Raw genomic sequence first — 13,099 nt, forward strand, 5'->3', positions numbered from 1 at the left:
CCCCGCCTGCTCAGGGCACGTCGATGACGATCTTGCCGGTGCTGGCGCCGGCTTCCACGAGAGCGTGGGCGTCCGCGACGGTGTCCAGCGTGAACCGTCGGGGGTCGACGATCGGCCGCAGCGCGCCCGCGTCGCCGAGGGCGCTGGCCTCGCGCAGGATCTCGCCGTGCGCGTCGCGCCCCTGACCGGTCAGCAGTGGCAGCAGGGTGAAGACGCCGGAGTAGCTGGCACCCCGGAACGACAGCGGCGCGAGGCTGTGCGTACCCCAACCGAGCGCGCTCACCACGCGGCCGGTGTAGGTGCGCACGGCGGTGAAGGACTTGTCCAGGGTGGCGCCGCCGACGGTGTCGAAGACGACGTCGAAGCCCTCGCCGCCGGTGTGCGCGGCCACGTAGTCCGCGACCTCGGTGGCGTTGTAGTCGATCGGCGTCGCGCCGAGCCGTGCGATGGTCTCCAGGTTCCGGGGTGAACCGGTGGCGAAGACCTCCGCGCCCCGGGCGCGGGCGATCTGGATGGCGGCCTGTCCGACGCCACCCGCGCCACCGTGCACCAGGACCCGCTGGCCGGCGCGCACCTGCGCCCGGTGCACCAGCGCCTCCCAACTGGTGATGACGGCCAGCGGCAACGCCGCCGCCTCGCGCAGGCTCCACGCCTTCGCGGTGCGGGCCAGCAGCCGGGCGTCGACGGCCGCGTACTCGGCGAGCGACCCCTGAACATCACCGACTCCGCCGGTGAGGCCGTACACCTCGTCACCCTCGGCGAAGCCGACGACACCCGGCCCGACCTCCGCCACGACCCCGGCCAGGTCCAGGCCGAGGACGACGGGCGGATGGTTCCGGGCGTGCGGCGCCTTCCCCTCCCGGATCTTGGCGTCCAGGGGGTTGACGCCACTGGCCGCGACTCGGACGAGCACCTGCCCCGCGCCGGGGACCGGCGTGTCGACCTCCTCGACGACGAGCGGGCCGCCGAACTCGTTGAGCACTACCGCGCGCATGGCGCTACCTCACCCTTTCCACTGCTGATGAGCACATTGTTGGTCTTTGTCATGTCGTCTGGTGAGCGACCAGCGACCGGGCGGCGTTCTTCGCCTCGTGCACGACCACCCGGTCCTGCAGGAGGCGACCCGAGGCCAACGCGCCGTCGATCAGGAGCCCGATCTGGCGGGCGAGGCCGGCCGGATCGCTCGCACCGGCCTGCCTGGTCAACTCGGTGAGCCACGTCTGGCGCCGCTCGGTGTGCCGGATGGTGATGGCGCGGGCTTCCGAGTCCAACGATGCCTCCACGGCAGCGCTGACGAAGGGGCATCCGAAAAAGCCGTGTCGGTCGAACGCGTCCAGGAGGGCGTCGAAGAGACCGACGAGCTGGTCCGCCGGCCGAGCGCCGGCGCGCTCGGCGGCCCGCTGCAACTGCGCCATCCACGAGTCGTCGGTGCGGCGCAGGTAGGCGGCCACAAGGTCGTTCTTGGTACGGAAGTGGACGTACAGGGTCGACTTGGCCACCCCGCTCTCGGCGATGACCTGCTCGATGCCGACACCCCGCAGTCCGTGGGCGTAGAACAGCTCGGCGGCGGTGTTGAGGATCCGCTCCTCGGTGGTGGTCTTCCTGATCTTCGTAGCCATGGCCCCTCCCTTAATCGAACAGACTAGTCCGTTCGATTAAGGGAGCCCACATGAGTGCCGTCACACACCGTGACAGTCGTGGGTCAGGGCAACAGGAGGACGTGCAGGCGACGCGGGCCGTGCACGCCCTCGACGCGGATCAGCTCGATGTCGCTTGTCGCCGACGGCCCGCTGATCCAGGTCAGCGGGCGCTGCGGCGTCAGCCGGGCCAGGGCCTCGGGAACGGTGGCCACCACCTGGTCGGCGCGGACCACGCAGATGTGCAGGTCCGGCAGGAGGCTGAGCACGCGGCGTCCCTGGTCGGGCGAGCCGTCGAGGACCACCGTCCCGGTCTCGGCGATCGCGACCGCAGCGGCGGTGACGACCCCGTCCGCCGCGCCGATCCGCGCGTGGTCGAGGCCGTCGTCGGGCAGCGCGGTCACCGTCGCCGGCAGCCAGGCGGGGGCCAGACCCGGGGGTACGACGACCGTGCCGCCCGCCGGCAGAATGTCGGCGATCGTGTCGGCGACGGCGGCCTCGGGAATCCGGTGTACGTGGGCCCGGTAGTCGGTCAGCCGCTGCGCCAACTGGTCGAGGTCCGCGTCGGCGGCCCGCCGGTAGTCGCGCGGCACCGGCACCGGATCGGCGGGACTGCCGGCGAGCGCGGCACGCAGCCGGCCGAGGACGAGGTCGCGGGACGTCACCGATCGGCCCACCATTCGCGGAACGTCTGCTCCGGCGGGTCGGGCAGGTCGCGGCTGGCGGTCCAGCCGTTCAGCGGCGGGGGCAGGCCCCGACCCCGCCGACCGGCGAGCCGGCTCAGCCGGGCCGCGCGCTGCCCGGCCGCGTACAACCGGGGTCGGTCCATCGTGTACGCGGCGGCGGCCATCGCGATCGACTCGGCCGTGGGTCGCCGCCGCGCCTCGACGGCCTCGGCGCGCAGGTGCACCAGCAACTCCGGGATGTTGATCTTCACCGGGCAGGCGTCGTAGCAGGCGCCGCAGAGCGTCGACGCGTACGGCAGGGAAGCATTGTCCTCGATGCCGGTGAGCTGGGGAGACAGCACCGCCCCGATGGGCCCGGGATACACCGATCCGTACGCGTGCCCGCCCGCGCGCTCGTACACCGGGCACACGTTGAGGCACGCCGAGCAGCGGATGCACCGCAGCGCCTGCCGACCCAGCTCGTCGGCGAGCACCGCGCTGCGCCCGTTGTCCAGCAGGACCAGGTGAAACGCCTGCGGCCCGTCGCCGGGGGTGACGCCCGTCCACATCGAGGTGTACGGGTTCATCCGCTCCCCCGTCGACGCGCGCGGCAGGAGTTGGAGGAAAACCTCCAGATCGCGCCAGGTGGGCACCACCTTCTCCACGCCCATGACGGTGATGAGGGTTTCCGGCAGGGTGAGGCACATCCGGCCGTTGCCCTCGGACTCCACCACGGCGAGGGTGCCGGTCTCGGCGACGGCGAAGTTCGCGCCGGACACCGCCACCGGCGTACTCAGGAAGGTCTGGCGCAGGAACCGGCGCGCGGCGGCTGCCAGGGCGGTCGGGTCGTCGGTGAGCGCGGGGTCGACGCCGGGCATCTCGCGCAGGAAGATCTCACGGATCTCGGCGCGGTTGCGGTGGATCGCGGGTACCAGGATGTGGCTCGGCCGGTCGTCGCCGAGCTGCACGATCAGCTCCGCGAGGTCGGTCTCGACGGCGGTGATCCCGGCCGCCTCCAGGGCCTCGTTGAGGCCGATCTCCTGGGTCGCCATCGACTTGACCTTGATGACGCGGTCCGCGCCGGCCGCCTGGACGAGGTCGGTGACGATGCGGTTGGCCTCGATCGCGTCCGTCGCCCAGTGCACCACACCGCCGGCCGCCGCGACCTTCGTCTCGAGCTGTTCCAGCAGCTCGGGAAGGCGGTGCAGGGTGTCGGTCTTGATGGCCGCGCCGGCCGCGCGCAACTGCTCCCAGTCGGCCTGCTCGGCGATCACTGACCCGGACTTGGTCCGGATCGTCGTCGTCGCGTGCCGCAGGTTCCGCCGCAGTTGCGGGTCGGCCAGGCTGCGCCGCGCTGCGGTCGGGAACGACTCGTCGCCGCGCAGGTGCCCCACGCCGGGCGGCGCGGTCGCCGGCATGCCGAGGAACGTGCGGCGGGTCACGACCGGGCCGCCGCTGCGCCGCTGGTCTCCGTCGACGCCAGGATCTCGGCGAGGTGCACGGTACGCACCCCGGTGCGCAGCCGGGACAGTCCACCGCCGATGTGCATGAGGCAGGACACGTCACCGGCGGCGCACACGTCGGCGCCAGTGTCCAGCACGTGGCGCATCTTGTCCGCCAGCATGGCCGTGGACGTCTCCGGGTTCTTCACGGCGAACGTGCCACCGAAGCCGCAGCACTGCTCCGCCGCCGGCAACTCGACCAGGTCGAGGCCGCGCACCTCGCGCAGCAGCTGTCGCGGCCGGTCGCCCACCCGCAGCATCCGCAGCGAGTGGCAGGTCGGGTGGTAGGTGACCCGGTGCGGGTAGTACGCGCCGACGTCGGTCACGCCGAGCACGTCCACGAGCAGCTCCGACAACTCGTACGTCCGCGCGGCCACCGACTCGGCCCGGTCGGCCAGGCCCTCGTCGCCCGCCTGCCGGGCCACCATCGCGTGCTGGTGCCGGACCGACCCGACGCAGGAGCCGGACGGCGCGACGATCACGTCGTACGGATCGAAGGTACGCACGTGGCGGCGCACCAGCGGCACGGCCTCGCGCCGGTAGCCGGTGTTGACGTGCATCTGCCCGCAGCAGGTCTGCTCGGTCGGGAAGACGACCTCGTGGCCGAGCCGTTCCAGCAGCCGTACGGTCGCCGTGGCCGCCTGCGGGAACATGGTGTCGGCCAGGCAGGTCACGAAGAGCGCGATCCGCACGGCACACCCCCGCCCGTCGTCACGGTCGGACCCGCAGGTGGGTGACCCCACCGTCGACGTCCAACACCGTACCCGTGGTCGACGCCGATCGGGGTGACGCGAGGTAGAGGATCGCGTTGGCGACCTCCTCCGGGGTGACCAGCCGTCCGATGGGTTGGCGGGCCCGCAGCGCCGCGCGCTCGGCCGCCGGGTCGCCCGCCTGCGCGAGCAGTCGTCCCACCCACGGCGTGTCGGCCGTGCCGGGGCAGACGCAGTTGAACCGGATGCCCTCGCGGACATGGTCGGTGGCCATGGCGAGGGTCAGCGACAGCACGGCGCCCTTGCTGGCCGAGTAGAGCGCGCGGCCCGGCAGCCCGTTGAGCGCCGCGATGGACGAGATGTTGACGACCGACGCGTGCTCCGAGCGGCGCAGCCAGGGCAGCGCGGCGCTGACCACCCGGGCCATGCCGACCACGTTGACGTCGAGCACCCGGTGCCACTCGTCGTCGCCCTGGTCGGCGACGGTGCCGGTCGCGCCGATGCCGGCGTTGTTGACCACCACGTCGAGGCCGCCGAGCACGGTGGCCGCCTCGGCGACCGCCGCGTCCACCGATGGCCGGCTCGACACGTCGGCGGTGATGCCCGCGATGCCGTCGTCAAGCCCGCTCGGGTCGAGGTCGAGGACCGCCACCCGGGCGCCCCGAGCACGCAACTCCACGGCGGTGGCGCGTCCGATGCCGGACGAGCCGCCCGTGACGATCGCGGCCAGCCCGGCGAACTCCGCGGTCATGCCGCCACCAGCGTCTGGCGTGCCCGGCCCAGGCCGGCGACCTCCAGCTCCACGACGTCACCGGCGCGCAGGTACGGGTGATCCGGAAGACCCAGCGCCACCCCGGCCGGCGTTCCCGTGTTGATGACGTCGCCCGGGTACAGGACCATGAACTGGCTCAGGTACCAGAGCACGTGCGCCACCGGGAAGATCATGTTGGCGGTGGACCCGTCCTGGCGGAGCACGCCGTTGACCCACAGACGCAGCGCGAGCGACTGCGGGTCCTCGACCTCGTCGGCCGGCACGAGACCCGGCCCCAGCGGGTTGAAGGTCTCGCAGCTCTTGCCCTTGTCCCACTGGCCGCCGCGCTCCAACTGGAAGGCGCGCTCGGAGACGTCGTGCGACACCGCGTACCCGGCGACGTGCCGCAACGCCTGCTCCGGAGAGTCGGCGTACCGGATAGTCTTCCCGACGACGACCGCGAGTTCGACCTCCCAGTCGGTCTTGGTCGAGCCACGGGGAACGAGCACGTCGTCGTACGGCCCGACGATGGTCATCGGGTCCTTCATGAAGACCACCGGCTCGGCGGGCAGCGCCGCGCCGGTCTCCGCGGCGTGGTCGCGGTAGTTCAGTCCGATGCAGACGATCTTCGCTGGACGCGCCACCGGAGCGCCCACCCGCAGCGACGCGGCCCCGGGCAGCTCGGTCAGCTCGCCCCGGTCGAGCGCGCCGCGCGTCCGGGCGATCCCGTCCGACGCCCAGAACGCCCCGTCCAGGTCGGCGGTGAGTGGCCGCAGGTCGAAGGCCGTACCGTCGTGCTGGACGACCGGGATCTCCTGGCCGCTCGGGCCGAGGCGCTGGAAGTTCATCTCACCCTCCTCTGTGTCCGGCTGAATCGCGGGGGGTGGCGGACACCACCGCATTCAACACCGACACGCCTCGCCGCCCGCACAGCGGGATCACCTCGGTCGGCGGACTGGGACGCGGCCACCGCGCCGCACGCGCCGCGTCGGCCGGGTGGCGCGATGATCGACACCAGATCGCCGATGTGGGGGTGACCCAAGAACAGGTCACCCCCACATCGCTGATGTCGTGTGGATCATGCGGTCCGGGTCGCCTCAGCGCCGGACGGCACCGGCCGGCGTCAGCGCGACGGGGTGTCCCGGCGGGAGGGGAACGGGGTGCCGGGCTGCCCGAGGGTGGAGCGGGCGCGCAGCCCGACCGGGTCCGGGGCGGCTGCCGGCGCGGCCGGGGTGGGCTCCGGGGTCCGGCGCGCGTCCAGGTACGCGGCGGCGGCCAGGTCGTCGTCGGTGGGGGCGGCGAGCAGGGCGTAGAGCAGCCCGACCACGCCGAAGATCACCGCCACGACGATCGGCACCAGCAGGGCGCTCACCCCGGCGCCGGTCACTCCGCCCGAGCGCTCGTGCAGGTGCACCGAGAGGGCGCTCATGCCGGTGAAGTGCATGCCGTTCACCGCGACGCCCATGACCAGAGCGGAGGCGAAGATCGCCAGGCCGCGCCGGACGGTCATCGCGAGCCACAGGGCCACGGTCGCGGCGACGACCGCGATGACCACGGAGAGGACGACCCGGATGGTGTCGTAGCCGAGGCTGCCGTTGAGGCGCATCGCCGCCATGCCGGTGTAGTGCATGGCGGCGACCCCGGCGCCGGTGAACACGCCGCCGGCGATGAGGCGTACCGGGTTCAGCCGGCCGGTGCCGACGATCGCCAGGCCGATGCCGACGGCGACCACCGCGATGGCGGTGCTGGCGGCGGTGAGCGGCACGTCGTACCGGATGCGGGTGCCGTCGACGGCGAAGCCGAGCATGGCCATGAAGTGCATGGCCCAGATGGCGGTGCCGCCGAGCGCCCAGGCGGCCAGCAGGCCCCACCAGGCGCGCTGGCGGGCGGTATGGGCCGTGCGGATGCGGCCGGCGCAGACGAGCCCCAGGACCGACCCGAGCACCGACAGCGCGTAGCTCAGCGCGGGCGTGATCCACCCGTACTCAAAGTGATTGATGTCCGCCACGGCGATGTTTCTCCCCACTCGTTACCGGCGCGTATGCACAGCGCCCGGGCAATGATCAGGGGTGCTCCGAGCAGGCGCAATAGCACCCCCGGGCTATTCGTGGGGTGCCGTCACGGTGACCGTCCGATGCGTCGATTCACCGACCCGGTTGACCGAAAGTGATCATCAGGTGGAGGTGTGGTACGCGAGCACTCCCCGGTTGATGGCCGCTATGGCCTGCCGGGCCGTGGCACGCAGCTCCGGCGACGCGCCGCCCGAGTCGGAAAGTTGACCAAGAAGGTCGACCACCTGCCGCGCCCACCGGACGAAGTCGCCGGCCGGCATCTCGCCGTCAATCTCGTGCCCGCTGCCGAGCACCTTCGCCAGGGCCTCGCCCCGGGCCCACCGGTAGACCGGCCAGGCGAAGCCCAGATCCGGCTCGCGGGTAGCGGCCAGTCCACGGGCGGCCTCGTCGGCCTCGATCTCGCCCCACAGCTTCAGCGTCTCGTCCACGGCGTCGGAGACCGGGCCGCGCGGCAGGGAGGCCCGCTCGTCGACGTCGCGGCGCGCCTCGAAGACCACCACGGACACCGCGGCGGCCAGCTCGGCCGGGGAGAGCCCGTCCCACACGCGTCGACGCAGACACTCGGCGACCAGCAGATCCGCCTCGGTCCAGATCCGGCCGAGCATCCGACCGGCGTCGGTGACCGCGCCGTCGCGGCCGAGGTATCCACGCTCGGTCAGCAGCGCGACGATCCGGTCGAACGTCCGGGCGAGGGACCCGGTACGCCCGGACACCCGCTCACGCAGCTCGTCGGTGTCCCGTTCGAGACGACGGCGGCGCTCCGCCCAGCGGGCGTGCTCCTCCCGCTCCGGGCAGGCGTGACAGGGGTGGTTACGCAGCTCGGTGCGGAGCTGGCTGAGCCGGTGGTCCTCGCCGGGCGTCTGCCGGGAGCGGCCACCTCGGCGGCCACCGTGCCGGTCCAGGCCGGTGCCGCTGACCTCGGCGGCGAGGTCCCGCCGGGCCCCCGGCGAGCGGTGGTTGAAGTGCTTGGGCACCCGGATCCGGGCCAACACCTCGGCGGGCGTGGTGAAGTCCCCCGGGCTGACCCGCCCCGCCCAGCGGTCCTGGGTGAGTACCAGCGGACGAGGTTCGCCGAACCCGCCGGTCGCCGGGTCCAGCACGACGGCCAGACCGGCCCGACGGCCCGACGGAACACGGATCACGTCGCCGATACGCAGCCGCTCCAGCGACGCCACGGCCGCGGCCTTGCGCTGGGTCTGCCCCTGCCGGGCGATGGCCTTCTCCCGGTCGGCGATCGCCACCCGCAGCGCGAAGTACTCGTCGAAGTCGCCGTGGTGGCAGGCGGCCTCCGCGCCGTACGCCTCGATGGTCTCGGTGTTGCGCTGCACCTGCCGCGCCAGGCCGACCACCGACCGGTCGGCCTGGAACTGGGCGAACGAGGACTCCAGCAGCGCCCGGGCGGGCTCCGCGCCGACCGAGCCGACCAGGTTCACCGCCATGTTGTACGACGGGCGGAAGCTGGACCGCAGCGGATAGGTGCGGGTGGAGGCGAGCCCGGCCACGTGCCGCGGGTCGGTCTCCGGGGACCACACCACCACGGCGTGCCCCTCGACGTCGATGCCCCGCCGGCCGGCGCGGCCGGTGAGCTGGGTGTACTCCCCCGGGGTCAGGTCGACGTGCGCCTCGCCGTTGTACTTGACGAGGCGTTCCAGCACCACGCAGCGCGCCGGCATGTTGATGCCCAGCGCGAGGGTCTCGGTGGCGAAGACCGCCTTGACCAGGCCCCGGACGAACAGCTCCTCGACGACCTCCTTGAACACCGGCAGCATGCCGGCGTGGTGGGCGGCGAGGCCGCGCTCCAGGCCGTCCAGCCACTCCCAGTAGCCCAGCACCGTCAGGTCCTCGCCGGGGATGGCGGTGACCCGGGACTCGACCACCCGGCGGATCTCGGCGCGCTCCTCGGGCGAGGTGAGCCGCAGCCCGGCGGCCAGGCACTGCTGCACGGCGGCGGCGCAGCCCGCGCGGCTGAAGATGAACAGGATGGCCGGCAGCAGACCCTCCCGGTCCAGCCGGTCCACGATGTCCGGGCGGATCGGGCCGCGCCAGCGCGGACCTCGGCGTCCGGAGCCCGGCCCGGCGCTGCGCCCCTCGCCCAGCTCCAGCCGGCGCATCGTGTCGCGGGTGTAGCGCAGCAGCTCCGGGTGCACGTCGTGCTTGCGGGCGGCGTCGGCGTCGTGGAACAGGTCGAACATCCGCTTGCCGACCAGCATGTGCTGCCACAGCGGCACCGGCCGATGCTCGCTGACCACCACGGCGGTCTCGCCGCGCACGGTGACCAGCCAGTCGGCGAACTCCTCGGCGTTCGACACGGTCGCCGACAACGAGACCAGGGTGACCGACTCCGGCAGGTGGATGATCACCTCTTCCCACACGCCGCCGCGGAACCGGTCGGCGAGGTAGTGCACCTCGTCCATCACCACGTAGGCGAGCCCCTGCAACGTGCTGGAGCCCGCGTAGAGCATGTTGCGCAGCACCTCGGTGGTCATCACCACCACGGGCGCGTCGCCGTTGATCGCGTTGTCGCCGGTCAACAGGCCAACCTGCTCGGCGCCGTACCGGTCGACGAGGTCGTGGTACTTCTGGTTGGACAGCGCCTTGATCGGCGTCGTGTAGAAGCACTTGCGCCGGGTCGTCGGCGGCGTCGCGCCGCCGGCCGCCGCCGGGTCGTCGGGCCGCCCCCGCAGAGCCAGGTGTACGGCGAACTCGCCGACCACGGTCTTGCCGGCGCCGGTCGGGGCGCACACCAGCACACCGCTGCCCCGCTCCAACGACTGACACGCCTCGCGCTGGAAGTCGTCGAGGTCGAACCCCAGGTCCAGGGCGAACTCGTCCAACGCCGGAAACTCGGAGGCCTGCGCGGTCCGGCGGCGCGCCGCGGCGTACCGCTCGGCGGGGCTCGACATGGCACCAAGATTAGTGCGTGCCGGCACAGTGCACCCCACAAGGCCGTCCGGCAGGGCTGTCGGCGAGGGTCGGTAGGGTGCACGGCGTGCCGGACCATGCCGAACCGCCCCAGACCACTGCGCCGGGCAGCGCCACCGCCCGCCGGACGTCCCGACGGCCCGTGAAGGCGGTGCTCTTCGACTTCCACGGCACCCTGGCCCAGGTGGAGGAGCCTCGGCAGTGGGTGCTGGAGGCCGCGGCGGCGTGCGGGGTCACCCTGGACCGGGTCCGCGCCACCTCGCTGGCCGACCGCCTGCTGACCGCCGGCCGCGCGGGCGGCCCGCTACCGGCCCGGGTGCCGCCCCGGCTGGCCGAGCTGTGGGCCGACCGGGACCTCTACCCGCACGCCCACCGGGGGGCGTACACCGGGCTGGCCGAGACCGTGGACGCCGGCATCGAGGGCTTGCCCGACGCGCTCTACGAGCGGCTGCTGATCGCCGAGGGCTGGGTGCCCTACCCGGACACGGCCCCCACGCTGGCCGCGCTGCGCGACGCCGGCGTACGCGTCGCGGTGGTCAGCAACATCGGTTTCGACCTGCGCCCGCACTTCGACGCCTGGGGGTTGACCGACCTCGTCGACGCGTTCGTGCTGTCGTACGAGGTGGGGCGCTGCAAGCCCGACCCGGCGATCTTCTGGCGCGCCTGCGGGATGCTGGGCGTCGACCCGGAGCAGACGCTGATGGTCGGCGACAGCCCGGCCGACGCGGGCGCGGTGGCCGCCGGCTGCGCGGTGCTGGTGCTGCCGGCCGCCGAGCCGGGCCGGGAGAACGGGCTGGGCGCGGTCCTGGACCTGGCCCTGCCCGCCTGACCCCGGGCTGATCCGCGTCGAGGCCGCCCGCGCGTCCCCGGAGCCCACCGCCTAGCGTCAGGGCCGTGACGGACACCCTCCTGCCTGCGTCGACACCGACCGACGCGCCCCCACAGCGGCACGGTGGTGTCCTCGCCGTGGGGCTGGTGCTCGGCGGGGCGCTGTCGGTCCAGTTCGGCTCCGCCGTCGCCGCGCTGCTCTTTCCGCGTACCGGCGTGGCCGGGGCGGTCACCCTGCGGCTGACGATCTCGGCGGTGTTGCTGCTCGTCGTGTGCCGGCCGCGACTGCGCGGACACGACCGCTCGGCCTGGCTCGCCGTCGGCGCGTTCGGGCTGGCCCTGGCCGGCATGAACTCGCTGTTCTACCAGGCCATCGAACGCATCCCGCTCGGACCGACGGTGACGCTTGAGGTGCTCGGTCCCCTCGCCCTGTCGGTGTTCACCGCCCGCCGGCTGGCGAGCTGGTGCTGGGCGGGACTCGCGCTGGCCGGGGTGGCGCTGCTCGGGCAGGGCGGCTTCGACCGGCTCAACCCGGCCGGCGTGGCGTTCGCGTTCGGCGCGGGCACGATGTGGGCCGCGTACATCGTGCTCAGCGCCCGCGTCGGCGGCCGGTTCCCCGGCGCGGACGGGCTCGCCCTCGCGCTCACCCTGGCCGCGCTGGTCACCCTGCCGCTGGGCATCGTCGACGGCGGCGCGGTCCTGCTCGACCCGCAGGTGCTCGCGTTCGGCGCGGCCCTCGCGGTGCTCGCCTCCGGCCTGCCGTACACCCTGGAACTGCTGGCGCTGCGCCGGATGCCCACCGCCACCTTCGCGGTGCTGATGAGTCTCGGCCCAGCCGTCGCCACCCTCGCCGGCTGGCTGGTGCTGCGCCAGGCGCTGACCGTGTCGGAGTGCGTCGCCATCGTGCTGGTCATCGCCGCCAGCATCGGCGCGGTACGGGTCAGCGCAGCAGTCGCAGGGCCCCGGGCACTGCGGTGATCGTCACCGGGAGGCCGAGCGAGCGTTCCCCGTCGGCGTACGTGACGATCCCGTCGGCGGCCAACTCCACCGTACGGGCCCGGTAGCTGCTCACCACCGGGTGCTCGACGTGGGTGCCCTGGTAGATGTGCGGCTTCACCCGGATCATCGTGCGCCGGTCCGCCCGACCGGCCACCACCACGTCCAGCAGCCCGTCGGTCGGGTCGGCGTCGGGGCAGATCCGCATCCCACCGCCGTACGACGGGCAGTTGCCCACCGCCACCAGCACCGCGTCCATGTCGTGCACCACCCCGTCGAGGCGCATCGTGTAGCGCCGCGGCTTCAGGCGGGCCATCTCGATCAGGATCGCCAGGTCGTACCGGCGGGGGCCGCGCGGCCACCGCATCCGGTTGGCCCGCTCGTTGACGATCGCGTCGAAGCCCGCCGCGAGGACCGCGCCGTACCAGCGTTGCGCGCCATCGACGCCCGTCATCCGGGCCAGGTCGACCTCGCGGCTCCGGCCGGTACGCAGCGCCTCGGCGATCACCTCCACGGCGGCGACCGGATCGGCGGGAAAACCGGTGTCGATCGCGAAGTCGTTGCCGGTGCCGGCGGGCACCGGTCCGAACGGGATGTCGGTGCCGGCCACGGCCTGCAGCGCCCGGTGCACGGTGCCGTCTCCGCCGATCGCGACCAGCGCGCCCGCGCCCTCGGCGACCGCCGTCCGACAGGCCACCTCCGCCTCATCGGGGGTGGACGCCGACAGCACCGTCACCGGCCGGCCGGCGGCGGACAGCCCGTCCAGCAGTCGGGGCAGCAGGGCCCGCCGCCGTCCCCGGCCGGCCGTCGGGTTGGCGAGCACGGCCACCGGGCCGGCGGCCGACGCGGCGTCCTCCGCCGGTCCGGGCCGAAACTCTTTCACGGTCACGGCCAGCACCGTACTCGTCGTACATCTGATGTTCATCGTGCGGAGGTAGCGCTCCCAACCCACCGGGCGGCTCGAATCGGTCGACGGCGGACACAGCGACGCCGCCCCCACCTGGCGGGGACGGCGT

General features: G+C 73.3%; 12 protein-coding genes. 2 read left to right on the top strand and 10 right to left on the bottom strand.

Annotated features, from left to right (window positions below):
• Positions 1-10: 10 nt before the first annotated feature.
• From AB0I89_RS03095 to AB0I89_RS03135, 9 genes are all read right to left on the bottom strand, one after another.
• Positions 11-994, bottom strand: a complete 984-nt coding sequence (locus tag AB0I89_RS03095; protein ID WP_357119186.1) for a zinc-dependent alcohol dehydrogenase family protein — start codon at positions 992-994, stop codon at positions 11-13.
• A 49-nt stretch (positions 995-1,043) separates the two neighbouring features.
• Positions 1,044-1,619, bottom strand: coding sequence for a TetR/AcrR family transcriptional regulator (locus AB0I89_RS03100; RefSeq protein ID WP_357119189.1), 576 nt, complete (start codon positions 1,617-1,619; stop codon positions 1,044-1,046).
• A gap of 83 nt (positions 1,620-1,702) precedes the next feature.
• Positions 1,703-2,317, bottom strand: coding sequence for an LUD domain-containing protein (locus tag AB0I89_RS03105; protein WP_357119192.1), 615 nt, complete (start codon positions 2,315-2,317; stop codon positions 1,703-1,705).
• Positions 2,299-3,720: a LutB/LldF family L-lactate oxidation iron-sulfur protein gene (locus AB0I89_RS03110; RefSeq protein WP_357119483.1), complete on the bottom strand. Its 1,422-nt coding sequence runs from the start codon at positions 3,718-3,720 to the stop codon at positions 2,299-2,301. The genes AB0I89_RS03105 and AB0I89_RS03110 overlap by 19 nt, the downstream gene beginning before the upstream one ends.
• A 20-nt stretch (positions 3,721-3,740) precedes the next feature.
• Positions 3,741-4,496: a (Fe-S)-binding protein gene (locus tag AB0I89_RS03115; protein WP_357119195.1), complete on the bottom strand. Its 756-nt coding sequence runs from the start codon at positions 4,494-4,496 to the stop codon at positions 3,741-3,743.
• Between the two features lie 19 nt (positions 4,497-4,515).
• Complete coding sequence (locus tag AB0I89_RS03120) at positions 4,516-5,265, bottom strand: SDR family oxidoreductase (protein WP_357119198.1); 750 nt, start codon at positions 5,263-5,265, stop codon at positions 4,516-4,518.
• Positions 5,262-6,113, bottom strand: coding sequence for a fumarylacetoacetate hydrolase family protein (locus tag AB0I89_RS03125; protein ID WP_357119201.1), 852 nt, complete (start codon positions 6,111-6,113; stop codon positions 5,262-5,264). Before AB0I89_RS03125 ends, AB0I89_RS03120 begins: the two co-directional genes overlap by 4 nt.
• A gap of 275 nt (positions 6,114-6,388) precedes the next feature.
• On the bottom strand, positions 6,389-7,273 hold the full coding sequence (locus AB0I89_RS03130) for an MHYT domain-containing protein (protein ID WP_357119204.1): 885 nt from the start codon (positions 7,271-7,273) through the stop codon (positions 6,389-6,391).
• A gap of 165 nt (positions 7,274-7,438) precedes the next feature.
• Positions 7,439-10,240: a DEAD/DEAH box helicase gene (locus AB0I89_RS03135; protein WP_357119207.1), complete on the bottom strand. Its 2,802-nt coding sequence runs from the start codon at positions 10,238-10,240 to the stop codon at positions 7,439-7,441.
• A gap of 86 nt (positions 10,241-10,326) precedes the next feature.
• On the opposite strand from AB0I89_RS03135, the gene AB0I89_RS03140 reads away from it, so the two are divergent.
• Both AB0I89_RS03140 and AB0I89_RS03145 read left to right on the top strand, forming a co-directional pair.
• The gene (locus tag AB0I89_RS03140; RefSeq protein ID WP_357119210.1) at positions 10,327-11,088 is read left to right on the top strand and encodes an HAD family hydrolase; all 762 of its coding nucleotides are present in this window, start codon (positions 10,327-10,329) and stop codon (positions 11,086-11,088) included.
• Positions 11,089-11,153: 65 nt separating this feature from the next.
• Positions 11,154-12,065 carry an EamA family transporter gene (locus AB0I89_RS03145; protein ID WP_357119213.1) on the top strand — a complete coding sequence of 304 codons (912 nt, stop codon included), beginning with the start codon at positions 11,154-11,156 and terminating at the stop codon, positions 12,063-12,065.
• Here AB0I89_RS03145 and AB0I89_RS03150 read toward each other — a convergent pair.
• Positions 12,028-12,966, bottom strand: coding sequence for a diacylglycerol kinase (locus AB0I89_RS03150; RefSeq protein WP_357119486.1), 939 nt, complete (start codon positions 12,964-12,966; stop codon positions 12,028-12,030). The genes AB0I89_RS03145 and AB0I89_RS03150 overlap by 38 nt on opposite strands.
• Between the last annotated feature and the right edge of the window lie 133 nt (positions 12,967-13,099).

Source organism: Micromonospora sp. NPDC049801 (assembly GCF_040656575.1).
Taxonomy (GTDB): Bacteria; Actinomycetota; Actinomycetes; order Mycobacteriales; family Micromonosporaceae; genus Micromonospora.

What these genes read in the sequence shown, in the direction of transcription:
- AB0I89_RS03095 (WP_357119186.1), bottom strand. Translation starts at nt 994, where the DNA reads ATGCGCGCGGTAGTGCTCAACGAGTTCGGCGGCCCGCTCGTCGTCGAG.
- AB0I89_RS03100 (WP_357119189.1), bottom strand. Translation starts at nt 1,619, where the DNA reads ATGGCTACGAAGATCAGGAAGACCACCACCGAGGAGCGGATCCTCAAC.
- AB0I89_RS03105 (WP_357119192.1), bottom strand. Translation starts at nt 2,317, where the DNA reads ATGGTGGGCCGATCGGTGACGTCCCGCGACCTCGTCCTCGGCCGGCTG.
- AB0I89_RS03110 (WP_357119483.1), bottom strand. Translation starts at nt 3,720, where the DNA reads ATGCCGGCGACCGCGCCGCCCGGCGTGGGGCACCTGCGCGGCGACGAG.
- AB0I89_RS03120 (WP_357119198.1), bottom strand. Translation starts at nt 5,265, where the DNA reads ATGACCGCGGAGTTCGCCGGGCTGGCCGCGATCGTCACGGGCGGCTCG.
- AB0I89_RS03125 (WP_357119201.1), bottom strand. Translation starts at nt 6,113, where the DNA reads ATGAACTTCCAGCGCCTCGGCCCGAGCGGCCAGGAGATCCCGGTCGTC.
- AB0I89_RS03135 (WP_357119207.1), bottom strand. Translation starts at nt 10,240, where the DNA reads ATGTCGAGCCCCGCCGAGCGGTACGCCGCGGCGCGCCGCCGGACCGCG.